The 14,626-nt window shown below is 29.4% G+C and carries 14 protein-coding genes; 12 read left to right on the top strand and 2 right to left on the bottom strand.

What is annotated here, in order from left to right; genetic code table 11:
• The 5 genes from RBQ61_RS16795 (at window position 1) to RBQ61_RS16775 (ending at window position 6,645) form a co-directional block, all read left to right on the top strand.
• Complete coding sequence (locus RBQ61_RS16795) at window positions 1–915, top strand: hypothetical protein (RefSeq protein ID WP_308138364.1); 915 nt, start codon at window positions 1–3, stop codon at window positions 913–915.
• 64 nt (window positions 916–979) lie between these two features.
• On the top strand, window positions 980–2,290 hold the full coding sequence (locus tag RBQ61_RS16790; protein ID WP_308138363.1) for a YcaO-like family protein: 1,311 nt from the start codon (window positions 980–982) through the stop codon (window positions 2,288–2,290).
• Between the two features lie 25 nt (window positions 2,291–2,315).
• Window positions 2,316–3,035, top strand: coding sequence for a SagB/ThcOx family dehydrogenase (locus RBQ61_RS16785; RefSeq protein ID WP_308138362.1), 720 nt, complete (start codon window positions 2,316–2,318; stop codon window positions 3,033–3,035).
• A 38-nt stretch (window positions 3,036–3,073) separates the two neighbouring features.
• Complete coding sequence (locus tag RBQ61_RS16780; protein WP_308138361.1) at window positions 3,074–4,684, top strand: peptide ABC transporter substrate-binding protein; 1,611 nt, start codon at window positions 3,074–3,076, stop codon at window positions 4,682–4,684.
• A gap of 146 nt (window positions 4,685–4,830) precedes the next feature.
• Complete coding sequence (locus RBQ61_RS16775; RefSeq protein ID WP_308138360.1) at window positions 4,831–6,645, top strand: ABC transporter ATP-binding protein; 1,815 nt, start codon at window positions 4,831–4,833, stop codon at window positions 6,643–6,645.
• A gap of 401 nt (window positions 6,646–7,046) precedes the next feature.
• Here the strand turns inward: RBQ61_RS16775 and RBQ61_RS16770 are convergent, their stop codons facing one another.
• Window positions 7,047–7,187: a hypothetical protein gene (locus RBQ61_RS16770; protein WP_308138359.1), complete on the bottom strand. Its 141-nt coding sequence runs from the start codon at window positions 7,185–7,187 to the stop codon at window positions 7,047–7,049.
• A 30-nt stretch (window positions 7,188–7,217) separates the two neighbouring features.
• On the bottom strand, window positions 7,218–7,475 hold the full coding sequence (locus RBQ61_RS16765; RefSeq protein WP_308138358.1) for a hypothetical protein: 258 nt from the start codon (window positions 7,473–7,475) through the stop codon (window positions 7,218–7,220).
• A gap of 142 nt (window positions 7,476–7,617) precedes the next feature.
• On the opposite strand from RBQ61_RS16765, the gene RBQ61_RS16760 reads away from it, so the two are divergent.
• The 7 genes from RBQ61_RS16760 to RBQ61_RS16730 all read left to right on the top strand — a co-directional run bounded on the left by RBQ61_RS16760 (window position 7,618) and on the right by RBQ61_RS16730 (window position 14,561).
• Entirely contained in the window at window positions 7,618–8,586 is a 969-nt protein-coding gene (locus RBQ61_RS16760; RefSeq protein WP_308138357.1) for an ISLre2 family transposase, read from the top strand.
• A gap of 165 nt (window positions 8,587–8,751) precedes the next feature.
• A complete protein-coding gene (locus RBQ61_RS16755; protein ID WP_308138356.1) occupies window positions 8,752–9,432 on the top strand; it encodes a GntR family transcriptional regulator in 681 nt (226 codons plus the stop codon).
• 595 nt (window positions 9,433–10,027) lie between these two features.
• A complete protein-coding gene (locus tag RBQ61_RS16750; protein WP_308138355.1) occupies window positions 10,028–11,080 on the top strand; it encodes a TRAP transporter substrate-binding protein in 1,053 nt (350 codons plus the stop codon).
• 120 nt (window positions 11,081–11,200) lie between these two features.
• Window positions 11,201–11,680 (top strand): TRAP transporter small permease, encoded by a 480-nt coding sequence (locus RBQ61_RS16745; RefSeq protein WP_308138354.1) that lies wholly within the window; start codon window positions 11,201–11,203, stop codon window positions 11,678–11,680.
• On the top strand, window positions 11,680–12,963 hold the full coding sequence (locus RBQ61_RS16740) for a TRAP transporter large permease (RefSeq protein WP_308138353.1): 1,284 nt from the start codon (window positions 11,680–11,682) through the stop codon (window positions 12,961–12,963). Before RBQ61_RS16745 ends, RBQ61_RS16740 begins: the two co-directional genes overlap by 1 nt.
• A gap of 100 nt (window positions 12,964–13,063) precedes the next feature.
• Window positions 13,064–13,237, top strand: a complete 174-nt coding sequence (locus tag RBQ61_RS16735) for a hypothetical protein (RefSeq protein ID WP_308138352.1) — start codon at window positions 13,064–13,066, stop codon at window positions 13,235–13,237.
• Between the two features lie 46 nt (window positions 13,238–13,283).
• Window positions 13,284–14,561 carry a lactate racemase domain-containing protein gene (locus RBQ61_RS16730; protein ID WP_308138351.1) on the top strand — a complete coding sequence of 426 codons (1,278 nt, stop codon included), beginning with the start codon at window positions 13,284–13,286 and terminating at the stop codon, window positions 14,559–14,561.
• Window positions 14,562–14,626: the final 65 nt, after the last annotated feature.

The raw sequence follows: 14,626 nt of genomic DNA, 5'->3' as shown, positions 1-14,626 counted from the left end.
ATGAATTATATACTTAACAAATTTATTTCAGTTCGAGTTATTGAAGATAATAGAATTATTATTAAAACTCCGTTAGATGTTATTGAAATAAAAACTGAAAATATAGACATTATAGTAGATATTACTAATTTTTTTAAATTAGGAGCGACAAAAGAACAGTTTACAAAAAAGTATAATTACGAAGATATAAATGAATTATTTACTAAACTTGTAGATAAAAAGGTTTTAATTGAGCAAATTGAAGTAGATACAATTAATTCGGATGTGTATGAATTTATGCAACAATTTGCAAAGATTAATCATGATAACATTTTCAATGTGAATGAAATAAAGTTATTAATTCTAGGTAGTTCATTAACAGTTAATTTTTTAAATGAAGATTTAAGAGAAATCGGTTTTAATAATATAATAAATTTTGAATTGAAATATAACACTAATGATTTAGAAGATATATCAAGAATTATAGAAAACAATAAGATTGACTTAGTAATCTGTTATGATAGTGTTTTCAATATAAATTTATGTAAGTTTATTAATAAAAAATGTTTGGAGAATAATATATCCTTCCTCTTTAGTCATTTTAAAAATTTATACGCAATAATAGGTCCGATTATTATGCCACATGAAACACCTTGCCTAAATTGTTTGGAATTAAGAAAAATAAATAATTATGAATTTATTGATTTGGAAAAATATTATATGAAGGAGTATTATAATATAAATAATCAAAGAATATTGTATCCTACATTCTTTTATAAAATAACTAGCAAATTAATATCTTTAGAAATTTTTAAGTTTTACTTTGCTGATGAAAGTTGCAATTTGATAGGTAAAGAACTTGAAATTGATCTAAAAAATTATAAAACAAATTATAATAGAATATTATATAATCCACAATGTCAAATATGTAGTTAGCTAATATTTCAATAATAATTTAGGGAGTTATTTATTATCTAAACTATAAAGGAGACAAAGCGATATGGATATAATAGATAAATATGATTATATAGTAAATAGCAAAACGGGTATAGTAAAAAATGTATCTAGAAAAGTAAATGATGTAATTCCTGAATTTATTCATTACGTAGGAGTTATTAATAATCCAAAATTATTAGCGGATAATGAAGATAGGAATAAACGTTATACTGTAGTATGTGGTGGTACTAGTTTTGATGAAACTGTAGCATTGTCAAAATGCCTAGGTGAATGCTTAGAGAGATATGCAGCGCTTAACATAAATTATGATAATTTAATTCAAGGGAGCTATAATCAGCTTACTGAACAAGGTTATAAATGTACACATATTAAAGAATTCTCATTTTTTTCAGAAGAACAACTACAACAAAAGGATTTTCCATTTAAAAGGATTAATAAAAATACAACTCTTTATTGGATTTGGTGTAAGAATCTATTTAACAACGATGATGTATTAGTTCCAGCTGAATTAGTATATTTAAATCATGTTGAAAAGTTTAGCATTAACTATAATATTTCTACTGGTCAAGCTTGTGGGGAAACTCTTGAAGATGCAATTCTTACTGCTATTTATGAAGTAATAGAAAGAGATTCATTTATAATGACATGGAAAAAGAAGATATCATTTCCACACATAGACATTAGTACAATTGATGATGATGTAATTAGTAATATGTTAGAAAAGTTTTTTAAATCAAATATGGAAGTATGGCTAATTAAAGCTGAAATGGAGTACGGTATCCCAACAATAATTGGAGTGTTATACAATAGAAACTCAAATTATAAAAATATATTAATTGACTCATCAACAAAATCTACATATAGGAAAGCTATAATATCTGTATTAGACTCTTTAGCAAATTTGGTTATGATAAATTTAAAAAACTATAATAGGTTCAATGGCGATACAAATTATAATACAATTAACGAATTGCACGAACGAATTAAGATATTCATGAGTTCTAATGTATGGGATGAGGCTAATTTCTTAATTGCAGGAGATAAAATTAAATATAAAGATTTGAAATTGAGATACGAAGAAAATAATAATAAGAGTAATAAAAAATTAATTGATGAGTGTGTTGAAAAATTAAATATGCATGGCATAACATCTTATTATTGTGATATTACTACAAGAGATGTCAAACACCTTGGTTTCAATATTGTCCAAGCTATTATACCTGATTTGTTAAGTCTGGATATAAGCAGCAATTATATGTACCTTGGTGGTCGAAGATTATTCCAGGCAAATGAATTGTTTAGTAATTACAAACATATAAGTGGCATAAATTATTTTCCACATCCATTTTTATAATATTAAGTTGTTAGGGGGCTTATTAATGAACAATAATATTTGGCGAACATTTCATAAACATACATCTATTTCCGATTTTTACCTGGATTATGACCCAAGTGCTAACTACGAAAAAGAAATAAAAGAAAATTATTATAATTCTAAAGAAATAATTTATTTAAATCAAGACATTAATCATACTAAAGATGATCTAAAAGACGTATTATTAAAAAGAAAAAGTAAAAGAGATTTTGATAATAATTCAATACATTTAAAGGAATTATCAGATTTGTTAATTTGGGCATATAGTACTTTTGATTATAACTCTTCTTTAAATAATACAGTACCGTCAGCTGGAGCAAGATACCCTATTGAAATTCATATTATTAATAATAGTATTAAAGAATTAGAAAAGGGAGTATATCATTACAACCGAAAAAAAAAGTATTTAGAATATACTAATGATATTGAGATGACTATAGATGACATTGTTAATTACTGCTTAAATCAACCATTTATATATAATACATCTGCAATAATTTGTCTTTGTGCGGATTTTAATAGAACTATTTCTAAGTATGGTGATAGGGGATATAGATATGTTTTCATAGATGCTGGGCATATTGGTCAGAATTTATATTTGATGGCTACAAAAAATAAAATAGGTATTGTTGGAATTGGTGGTTTTAAAGATGAAAAGTTAAAAAGTGTTCTAAGGCTGCCAATAAATGAATATCCAATATATTTATTTGCAATTGGTAAATGAAAAAAATAAAAATATGGAAAGAGGAGTAAAAAGTTAATATGAAAAAGATAAAGATATTTTTACCTTTTTTATGTTCAATATTGAGTTTATTTATAACAAGTTGTAATAATAATTATTTTAAGGAAGTTAGTTCTGAATTAAATAATACTTTACTATGGAACTTAACATCAAGCAAGCTTACAACCTGGGATCCACATTTATCTAACAGTAGCGTTGTAGCAGATATCAATCGCCAATTATTTGAAGGATTAACTGTACTAGGTGAGAACGGTTATGAGTTAGGTGTAGCAAAAAAGATTTCAGTCTCTTCAAATTCTGAAGGAATAGAGAATACAATTTATACTTTTAAATTAAGAAAGGATGCAAGATGGTCTGATGGAAAGAATGTAACAGCATACGACTTTGAATATAGTTTGAAAAGAGCATGTGAACAAGATGATAATGTATCTAAATTGTTTGAAGTATATATCAAAGGTGCAGATAAATACATTAACGGAATAGGAAGTAAAGATGACATTAGAGTGAAAGCTATAGATGAATATACTCTAGAGATAGAACTTAATGAACCTGTACCATACTTTCTAGATATTTTAACCATGCCGCAATTTTTACCTGTAAGAAAAGATATAATTGAAAATGTAATAGAAGGATGGGAAACAAATCCAAAAACATGTATTTCAAATGGGCCATTTAAACTTTATTCTTATGAGCCTGATTCGCATGTTCTATTATCTAAGAATAATTACTATTATGATAAAGAAAATGTTAAATTGCAATTTATTAAGTGTTTAATCAATACACATGGTGGAAATTTAGATAAGATGTTTAATAATAATGAGGTTCATATAATGGAGATCTATCCAAATGGAATCATAGAAGGAGATGGAGTATTATACTCAAGATATATAGGAACTTCATATATAGTATTTAATACAAAAATTACTCCGTTTAATGATTTGAATTTACGGAAGGCCTTTTCTTACGCTATAGATCGTGAGTATTACTGTAACAATTTTTATTTGGATAGTGTACAGTCATATGGTATAATTCCACCAAATATGAAACTAAGTGATGACACTACCTTTGAAGAGAAACGTAAAAAAGCAGATTATCTAGATAATGTTGATTTAGAAAAAGCTAAGCAATTATTAAATATTACTAGAACTAGAAACATTAATGCTATTCAGATAGTTGAACTAACTACAGGTAATGAAAATTATGGGAATATCATAAAAAATATGCTTGAAAATAATTTGGATATAAAGGTTAATCTCAAAGTAGTTGAGTTTGAAGAGCTAATGAATATAGGTAACACCGGTAAGTTTGAATTGATTACGATGTCATATACAGCAGATTTTAATGACCCTATGACATTTTTTTTGAATTTTAGTAATAGTTCTAAAGATAAAAACAGGTGGTATAATGAATACTTTGAAAATGAGATAGCAAGTACTTTCATAACACAAGATGAGTTAAGAGACCAACATTTAATAAATGCAGAGAAGATTTTAATTGAAAAATTACCTGCAATACCAATTTATCATTATAGAAACTGTTATTTATTCAATGATAAAATAATAGGTAATTTAAAGTGCGATGCTCTGGGTAATTTAATTCTAAAAAATTGTATTTTAAATATTAATAACTGATTATTATGCTACAAAGTAATAAGTATATTGTAAAAAGAATATGACAGAAAATAAAATTTTTTATTAATGGAAAACTGTACCTATAATTAAAATCAATATGTAAATCAAACTTAAGCTAAATTAAATGAGGAGTAATAAATCTTTTTATGAATATATTAAATAATCTGAAAAATAACTTTTTTTACATGAAATATATTTATGAGTTCAGCAAATCATATATTATAGCACAATCTATTATTTCATTATTAAATGGTTTGTTACCATTAGCATCTATAGTTATACCTAAATTAATTATAGATGAATTGCTAATAAAGGGTAATTTTAGATTGATATTTCAATATATAATGTTTTATTTTATTATTTTAATGACTACATCATTTGTTATATCGGTATTACAAGAAAAATACATAAATGTAAATAATTATTTATATTCTTTACATTTTTTAATGTTAATTAATAAAAAAGTTGCGACTTTAGATATGGCGCAACTTGACCTACCTGAAACACATCAAAAAATTGCTTTAGCTAATGATATTATTAACAAAGGTATTGGTACTAATGCTGTAAATAGTTTTTTTAATTCTTTAACTAGTATAGTTTTAATTATATCTACATCAATTATCATATCAGGTGCAAATATATGGTTATCTTTTATTATAATAGTATTTGCATTACTCTCGGTATTTCTTAATCTTAAGACTGAGAACTGGTATATTTCACAAAGAGAAGATACGATGTATTTAATAAGATTATTAAATTATTACATTAGGCTAATTGGTGATAAGAATTGTGCTAAAGAAATACGATTATACAATTTTTCTAATTTCATTATAGAAAAGCATGGTAAATTATTTAATAAACTAAAAGAAAGATTAAGTAGAGTACACTCATGGAGTTTAAGGATTAAAATTATTAGTATATTGCTCGAAAATATAAAAAGTAATGGAATATTGCTATATTTAGCATTTTTAACTTTTAAAGGTCAAATTTCTATTGGAGGTTTTACACAATACTTTGCAGCCACAAATCAATTATCTGGTTCGATTTTAACATTTGTAAGTTTTTTTACACAATTAAATATAAATGGAAAATATATTGCGTCATTTAAGGAGTTTATGGAATTAGAAGGTAAAATAGAGAAATTAGATTTTAAGAAGGAAAAAAAGAGTTCTGATCAAGATTCACCAAAACTCGAAGCATTCAATAAAATTCGATTAGAAAATATTAATTTCGGGTATGAAGGGTCAAATTGTAAAATCCTCGAAGATATTAATTGTACTTTTGAGTCTGGAAAGTTATATGTTATAGTAGGGGAAAATGGCTCGGGAAAAACAACTTTAATCAATTTAATAAGTAGATTGTATGAACCAACAGAAGGGATCATATATTTAAATGATAAACCGATTAATGAAATTAATTGTATAGAATATAGAAAGAAATTTAGTATGGTTGTTCAAGATTTTAATCATTATGCTTTTACAATTGCCGAAAACATTATTTTAGATGAATATGATGAAAAAGATAAGTTCATTAATGATAAAATAAATAGTTGTCTTATAAGAGTTGGATTATATAAAAAAGTAAAAGCTCTTCCAAATGGACTAAAATCAAATTTAGAGAAAATATTTTATGATGATGGAATAATACTGTCTGGTGGTGAAAATCAAAAACTAGCATTAGCAAGAGCATTATATAAAGATACCGATATACTAATTATGGATGAGCCATCAGCAGCACTGGATCCGATAGCAGAAGATGAACTTTTGAGAAATTTAAAGAAAATATTCCCAAACAAGATTATTATATTTATTTCACATAGGTTGACTTGTGCCTCTTACGCAGATCAAATAGTTTATTTAAAAAACAATAAGGTACATGCGACAGGACTTCACAAAGATCTAATGTATAAGAATAGTGATTATGCCAAGTTTTACGAAGCACAAGCAAATTACTATAAATAAAGTTCGAATTTACAATGGAGCCTAAAAAACTATATTTGCACAAAAGTTGTTGTGGTCAAGCATTTTTGTAACACTTTAGCCTAGGGAGTGTAACAAATTACGTGTAAATGGATTTTTGGATTAAAAAATTCATAAGTGAAAATACTAAAGATACAGCATAAATAAAGGCAACGCAGGGGTGCGACCTAAACGCTTGCTGTTCTTTATACGGTGATTGGGCGGTCAAAAATTGATTGCCCAATTTTCTATTTATCACCGGTAAAGCCAAGCGTGATAAACTGTTGATTGTCAAGTAAAATTGACCCGCTTTTTCACTTAAATTTGACCCATCTTAGATTTGAACTAGGTGGATCAGATTTAGTTGTGATTTCTGTTGTTCACACTTAGAATTGACCCACATGCTAGTACATACTGATTTGATATCCATCTCTTTTTAATGAAGTCTGGTCAATTATCATTGACCTTGATGATGATTCCAATGTAATGTATCTGCTAAGCTCCAATAGGCGATCTCCCAGCAGGTCATGGATAAGTTTTTTCATTTCAGCAGGACGCCTATCAATTGGCGTTTTTTATGGTAAATTAGAATGCTGTGAAGCCATTGGGGAGCAGAGTTTCTCCATGCTCATGAAAACATCGTCAGTCTGTGATTCGTCATGCAGCAGATAGCGGTCATTTTCATTGTTGTACACGAATTTTGGATTCTTCTCGATTCTTTTCATTACGAAGTAGGGATTCTTTATCCCATATTGACTACGCAGCAAATTATATGCTGTAGCCCGTCCTCCATCATTGTATGCCTGAACAACGATTAGTTCTTCATCAGTCACTTTTTACATTAGGCTGTTCCTCCAATAGAATTGCTGTCTTTCCATCTATTCTTGTATTCATTCTGTATCCTTTTTCATATCAACACTGTTTTTCTTAGTGTAAAATTACTGTAGGAAAAAAACAAGAAAAGAATAGCCCTTTATGTTAAGATTAAGTATCACGCTGAACAACATAAGAAAGCTAGACAAAATAGAAAATAGTGCTGTAGAAAAGACGGTTTATAAAAAGAAGTTAGATAAGAAATCGGAATTGAAAATCCTGTATGTAGAAGCAGATGAAGATCATGTAGCAATGCAAGATGGAACTAACAAACAGATGAAATTGATTTATGTACATGAAGGTTTAAGAAGCGAAAGTAAAAATAGAAATGCTCTGATAAATCCAAGATATTTTACAGGGTTATATAACAACAATAATGAACAGCTTTGGTTAGAAGTAGCTGACTACATATACAAATATTATGATACAGATAAAATAGAAAAGGTGTATTTATCAGGAGATGGCGCTAATTGGATAAAAGATGGCTTAAATTGGATAGACAAAAGCATCTATGTGTTAGATAGATTTCATTTATCAAAATATATAAAACAAGCTACAGCGCACATACCCTATACAACACCTGTAATGTGGGGATACGTAAATAAGGGAAAGAAAGAATGGGTAAATGATCTATTTGAGGTAATATTAGATTGTACAGAAACCGGAAGAAAAAGAAAATCAGTACTTGAATCACGCAGATATATTATGAATAACTGGGAAGGAATAAGAAATCAATACAACCTAGATTATGTTGGCTGCAGTGCAGAAGGACACGTGAGCCATATCCTATCAAATAGACTTAGTTCTAGGCCTATGGGTTGGAGTGAAATTGGAGCTGACCAAATGGCCCGATTAAGGGCTTACAAGAAGAACGGTGGCAAGGTTTATGATTTAATGAAACTCAAGAAACAATCAGAAATTAAAGAAAGAAAAATCAAAGAACTTGATAAGCGTGTAGTGAAAAAGAAATTAAATGTTTCAATAAATGAGACACTTGATAATTTAGAAATTATTAATATAGGCAAAAGAACACAAATGAGTGAATTTCTTAAGTCTATTCGTGGTGCTTAATTTTACTAAGGGGATTTATTGTTTTTATTTTCCGAAAGTAACTTGACACTTTCCAATTGGTCTCATTAATTGACAATAGAATAAATTAATGTTATATTATTATAAATATAATATGGATTTTTAAAATTTTATAAAAATTTAGGAAAACATTTTATTGGTGGGGTTATGATTGATATTAAAATAAAAAAAAATAAGGTAAATAGTAATAATTTGTCGGTTACGGCTTATGACATTATAAAGGAGCTAATATTAACTCTTGAATTAAAACCGAAAGAAATTATTACAGAGACTGATTTAAGTGAATTACTTGGTATTAGTCGTACACCTATTAGGTCTGCCTTGCAGAGGCTTGCAATGGAATCACTAGTTGAAATTACTCCTAATAAGAGCACCTTTGTCGCAGATCTTTCAATAGATAACTATTTCGAAATATTTCAGGTAAGAGAAAGTTTAGAATTACTTTCCGTTAAGCTGGCAACATTAAATTGTACTGATAGTGAAATAGAAAAACTTAAAGATATGCTAGAAATGCAAGATTTAATGTCTCAAAATATGGAAGTATATACTAGAGATTTTATGATTATCGATAGAAGTTTTCACTTAGCAGTTGCTGAGTTCTCTCATAACAAGTTGTTAAAAAATGAAATTATGAAAATCAACGAGCTTTATTACCGCTATAACCATTATGCTTGTATAATAAACCGCATAAAATTGACTGTGTCTGAACATAGAAGCATTTTAGGTGCAATTGAAAAAAGAGACAGCATGGCGGCAGAAAAATATATGAAAGAACATTTAAATGTTATCAAGGATGGAATTGTGTTATCTTTAATAAATAGAAGTTAGAATAGCTGGAATCTAAATTGAATGTTTGCAAATTTACTTTATAGGTTTTATAAAATAAATTTGCAAACATTTTTTTATGCAAATATTTAAAAATTTGATAAAATGCATATTAGTATACATTAAAAAACTAAAAAAATAACCTAAATAATACTTATTTTAGAATTAAATGGCTATTTAAAGGAAAAATATGCAAATTTTTATTTAACTAAAAGATTGACATAAAGTACACAATGATTATGGTAATTTGAAACAAATAATAAAATATTAAACCCGTAATCTTAAAAAATAAGCATTTAATTGAAAAATGGAATATGTTAAATAAAAGATATACGTATACTTGTATACAATTGTTGTTGACAAATTATTTAAGCTGGACTATAATTAATGAAAATGTTGTCATAAATAAGTGTATTTATAATTAAAAGATGAAATATTTTTTTAAAAGCAGTAAGAAAACATTTACAAATAGAAAAGTTATATATTTAATTGGACAAGCTGCAGAAGGGAGGAGGAAATTTAATATACAAACGTTTAATAATATATAACTATAAACTATAATTGATAAATTTAAATTTTAAATATTTGGAGGGTTATCATGAAAAAAGTAATATCAATTTTGCTCGCACTTACAATGGTATTTTCTTTGGCTGCATGCAGTCAAGATGCAAAAACAGGTTCGGAGACAAAAAATGAAAGCCAAGAAATAAGCGCAGATGAACCTATAGTATTAAAGATAGCAACTACTGTCCCAGACAGTTCTCCAAGCGGCGCAGTGTTGCATGAAGTATTTAAACCTGAAGTTGAAAAAAGAACTAATGGAAAAGTTAAAGTGGAAGTTTATAACAACGGAGTTTTGGGTGGAGATCGTCAGCTGTTGGAAGCAATGCAGCTTGGTACACTTGAGGCGGATGTTGCACCGCTTTCTGTAGTGGCAAACTTTGATCCAGCATGTAATGCTTCAGAACTTCCATTTCTTTTTAGAAATAAGGAAACAGCATATGCAGCGTTGGATGGTGAATTTGGGCAGATGCTAGCTAAAAATTTACCAAGTAAAGGATTGAGAGTAATAACTTACATGGAAAATTCATTTAGAAACATAGCTACTGTTGATAAAAAGATTAACTCTTTAGAAGATATGAGTGGTGTTAAGATGAGAGTTATGGAATCTCCTATATATTTAAGCATGTTTAAATCGTTTGGATCTAATCCGACTCCAATGGCATTTTCAGAACTTTATACTGCATTACAGCAGAAAACAGTAGAAGGTCATGACAATGGTGTAGTGCTAACATACACAAACAAGCTTTATGAACCAATCAAGTATTATTTACGCTTGGAACAAAACTATGCAGCAACAGCAGTTATAGTGTCAGAGCAATGGTGGCAAGGGCTTCCTCCTGAAATTCAGCAAGCAATTACAGAAGCATCTCAAGTAGCAACAGAATGGCAGAGAGCTGAAAATACTAAATCCGAAAATGAACTAATAGAAGAAATTAAAAAAGCTGGTGTAGATGTTTACGAAGTTTCTGATGAAGAAAAGGCAAAATTTAAAGAAGCTGCAATGGTAGTATATGACGAAATGGAAGCTGTAGCTGGAAAAGAAATTATAGATGCAGCAAGAGAAGTTGACGCAAAATACGGAAAATAATATTCTAGTAAAAATTTAATCTTTTTATAATAGCTACAGCTTTATGTAGCTTGTAGCTATTATTTTATTAATCAAATCTTCTGCAAAGGCAGAGAGCAAAATTTAATTGAGGTGTATATCTTGAAAAAGTTTTTAAAAATATTAAATAATTTTGAAGAAATATTTTTATTACCATCCTTTTGCTTCAGTGTTGCATTGCTTTTTATGCAGGTTGTGTTTCGTTATGTGTTTAAAAATTCATTAACTTGGTCAGAAGAACTTGCAAGATACATATTTATATGGCAGCTTTGGATTGGCATCAGCTATTGTACAAAAAATGGTACACATATAAGAGTTACAGTGCTTAAAGATTTGTTAAGTGCTAAAGCAAATAGGATACTAGAAGTAGTTGTTATAGTTATTTGGTTTGCATTTGGATGCTTTGTAATTTATCAAGGATATGAAGTTGCAATGAGAATTGCTTCATTCGGCCAAAAGTCTCCTGCAATGCAACTTCCTATGGTGTATGCGTATATGGCTATACCGGTAGGGGCTACATTAATGAATATTAGACTCGTACAGAATCTAATTAAATTATTAAAAGAGGAGGTAGCAGTATAATGGAAACCGCATTATTATTTGTCCTTTTATTGGTTTTTGCTACTTTAACATTGCCGATAGGTGTATCGCTGGGCTTAGCTACATTGATAATAATGAAAGAATTTACTAACATACCATTATCTATGATTAGTCAAAATGTATTTGCCGGACTTGATTCTTTTGCATTACTGGCAATACCGTTCTTTATGTTAGCAGGGAATCTAATGGCTTTAGGCGGAATTGCCAAGAGAATTGTAAATTTAGCTGACTATGCTTTCGGTAAAATAACTGGAGGCTTAGCAATTGTAAATGTTGTGTCATGTATGTTCTTTGCAGCCATTTCAGGTTCGGGACCTGCAACAGTTTCTGCTATAGGCTCTATTATGATCCCAGAAATGGAAAATAGGGGATATGAGAAGAGCTTTTCAACAGGACTTACGGCCGTTGCTGGCACAATAGGGGTGGTTATTCCTCCAAGTATACCATTTGTTGTATACGGAGTTGTGGCAGGAGCTTCAATAGGGGACATATTTATTGCAGGAATTATTCCTGGTCTATTGATTGGAATAGCATTAGTAGCTGTAGCTTACTTCATAAGCAAAAAGCGAGGATACAGGGGAAAAGAGAGAGAAAAATCAGATTTGAGTTTCTTTAAAGTTTTTAAAGATTCTTTCTGGGCTCTGATGGCTCCTGTTATTATACTTGGCGGTATTTATGGTGGTGTGTTTACGCCTACAGAGGCATCTGTAGTGGCAATTGTATATTCGTTATTTGCCGGTATATTTATATACAAAGAACTTACATGGAAAATTTGGATTGATTCATTAAAAGCAACTGCAGATTTAAATGGTATGACTGGTCTTGCAATTGGTTTTTCAATGGCATTTGCATCATATCTCTCTGTTGAACAGATACCAGTTACAATTGGAGCGTTCTTAGGATCTGCTATTTCCAGCGATATAGTAATGAAACTGTTAATTCTTGTAATCCTTTTAGTCGTTGGGTGCTTTGTTGACAATATATCTTCATGCTTGATATTAACACCTGTATTTTTACCATTAGTAAAATCAATGGGAGTTGATCCTATTCATTTTGGTATTTTTATGACAGTAGCACTTGCAATAGGTTTTGTTACTCCTCCGTATGGGGCTAATTTGTTCGTAGCATCGGCAGTTGCAAATATGCGATATGAAAATATAGCAAAGGCAGCAATTCCGTTTCTGATTTCCATGGTTGTTTGTCTGTTACTTATTACATTTATCCCAGATATTTCAATGTTTTTAGTATATTTAATGAGAGGGTAAGCGCTGTATAATGTATGGTTAGTTGGAAAGCGGAGAGTTGCTGATCTCTGCTTTTCGTTGACAAAACAAACCAAAATTTTCATTTGTTAGAGGTATGTATATGAACGGAACAAAAAATACAAAACACAGATTTATCTATACTGATGTTTATAAAGATAGGGTAGTTCAATTGTATTATGGCGGAATGAAAAAGAAAGACATAACTGAAGAATATGAAGTTTCTATGTATTTATTGAATAAGTGGATAAAACAATACAATAGAGATATTAATTAAAAATTTTTGTAATTTGGATTTACGAATATATAAAACGGAGAAAACAATGAGTGTTGTATCTAAATTAGCTAGGGATGTAAAGCTACCTAAAATGGTGAAAGTGCAACAAATATTTAATTGTGAAAAGTTGGATACATCTAATATTTCTTCTGAAGTTGATAAGCTGCTTAGTCAGGATAAATTTAATAATTCTATTTCTGAAGGCAAAAGGATCTGTATAACTTGTGGAAGCCGCGGAATCTCCAATATAGCTTTGATTATAAAAAGCATAGTGGATTATTGCAAGAAAGTTGGGGCAAGGCCTTTTGTTATACCAGCAATGGGAAGTCACGGCGGTGCTACAGCAGAAGGCCAAAAGAAGTTAATTGAAGGATATGGCGTTACTGAAAAATATATAGGATGTCCAATTTATTCATCGATGGAAACCATTGAAATATGTAAAAATGAGGAAGGTGTAAGTGTTTTTATTGACAGATATGCAGCAGAATCTGATGGAATCATAGTATGCGGCAGGGTAAAGCCACACACTTGCTTTAGAGGTAATTATGAAAGTGGTTTAATGAAAATGATGGCAATTGGGCTTGGCAAGCAGCATGGTGCTGAGGTGTGCCATGAAAAAGGATTCAAAAATATGAAGAAAAATGTATATCTTTTTGGGAAATCAATTATAGCTAATGCTCCCATAATATGCGGGCTTGCTATTTTAGAGAATCCATATGATGAAACAAGGCGCTTAGTGGCCTTGGGTCCAGATGAAATTGAAGAAAAAGAGCCTGAATTGCTGAATGAGGCACGTAAAAACATGCCAAAAATTTATTTTGAAAAAACAGATGTTTTAGTAGTTGATAAAATTGGGAAAAACTTTAGTGGGGATGGAATGGATCCAAATATAACAGGTACTTTTGCAACACCTTATGCATCAGGAGGTATAAGCGCTGAAAATGTTGTTGTTCTTGATTTGTCAGATGAAAGTCATGGAAGTGCTGTTGGAATTGGAGGGGCTGATGCTATAACAAAGAGGCTTTTCGACAAGATAGATTTAGAAATGACATACCCAAATGCAATAACAGCTACAACAATTAAAGGAAGCAAAATTCCAATGATTTTAAAGTCAGATAAGGAAGCAATTCAAATTGCTCTTAGGACTACAGTTGACAGCGATAAGAATAATCCTAAAATTATTAGAATTAAAAACTCTTTGCAATTAGATGAAATTTATATTTCTGAAGCTCATCTCGATGAAGCTAAAATTAACCCTAATATAAAAATCTTAAGCGATCCAGAGGAATTTACTTTTGACGAAAATGGAAACTTATGTATATAAGTTGTGTGCATGTGAAGTAATTAATATACTGAAATTAATGTTAATGTTGATAAGCAACAGCTTCC

Origin of the sequence: Sedimentibacter sp. MB35-C1 (assembly GCF_030913635.1) — a bacterium.
Classification (GTDB): domain Bacteria; phylum Bacillota; class Clostridia; order Tissierellales; family Sedimentibacteraceae; genus Sedimentibacter.
The sequence above is the reverse complement of the archived record's forward strand: the minus strand, read 5'-3'. Positions and strand labels throughout refer to the sequence as shown.

Bases quoted from the DNA above. Each gene is read 5' to 3' on its own strand.
- RBQ61_RS16795 (WP_308138364.1), top strand. From the start codon at position 1: ATGAATTATATACTTAACAAATTTATTTCAGTTCGAGTTATTGAAGAT.
- RBQ61_RS16790 (WP_308138363.1), top strand. From the start codon at position 980: ATGGATATAATAGATAAATATGATTATATAGTAAATAGCAAAACGGGT.
- RBQ61_RS16785 (WP_308138362.1), top strand. From the start codon at position 2,316: ATGAACAATAATATTTGGCGAACATTTCATAAACATACATCTATTTCC.
- RBQ61_RS16780 (WP_308138361.1), top strand. From the start codon at position 3,074: ATGAAAAAGATAAAGATATTTTTACCTTTTTTATGTTCAATATTGAGT.
- RBQ61_RS16775 (WP_308138360.1), top strand. From the start codon at position 4,831: ATGAATATATTAAATAATCTGAAAAATAACTTTTTTTACATGAAATAT.
- RBQ61_RS16770 (WP_308138359.1), bottom strand. From the start codon at position 7,187: ATGAAAAAACTTATCCATGACCTGCTGGGAGATCGCCTATTGGAGCTT.
- RBQ61_RS16760 (WP_308138357.1), top strand. From the start codon at position 7,618: ATGTTAAGATTAAGTATCACGCTGAACAACATAAGAAAGCTAGACAAA.
- RBQ61_RS16755 (WP_308138356.1), top strand. From the start codon at position 8,752: ATGATTGATATTAAAATAAAAAAAAATAAGGTAAATAGTAATAATTTG.
- RBQ61_RS16750 (WP_308138355.1), top strand. From the start codon at position 10,028: ATGAAAAAAGTAATATCAATTTTGCTCGCACTTACAATGGTATTTTCT.
- RBQ61_RS16740 (WP_308138353.1), top strand. From the start codon at position 11,680: ATGGAAACCGCATTATTATTTGTCCTTTTATTGGTTTTTGCTACTTTA.
- RBQ61_RS16735 (WP_308138352.1), top strand. From the start codon at position 13,064: ATGAACGGAACAAAAAATACAAAACACAGATTTATCTATACTGATGTT.
- RBQ61_RS16730 (WP_308138351.1), top strand. From the start codon at position 13,284: ATGAGTGTTGTATCTAAATTAGCTAGGGATGTAAAGCTACCTAAAATG.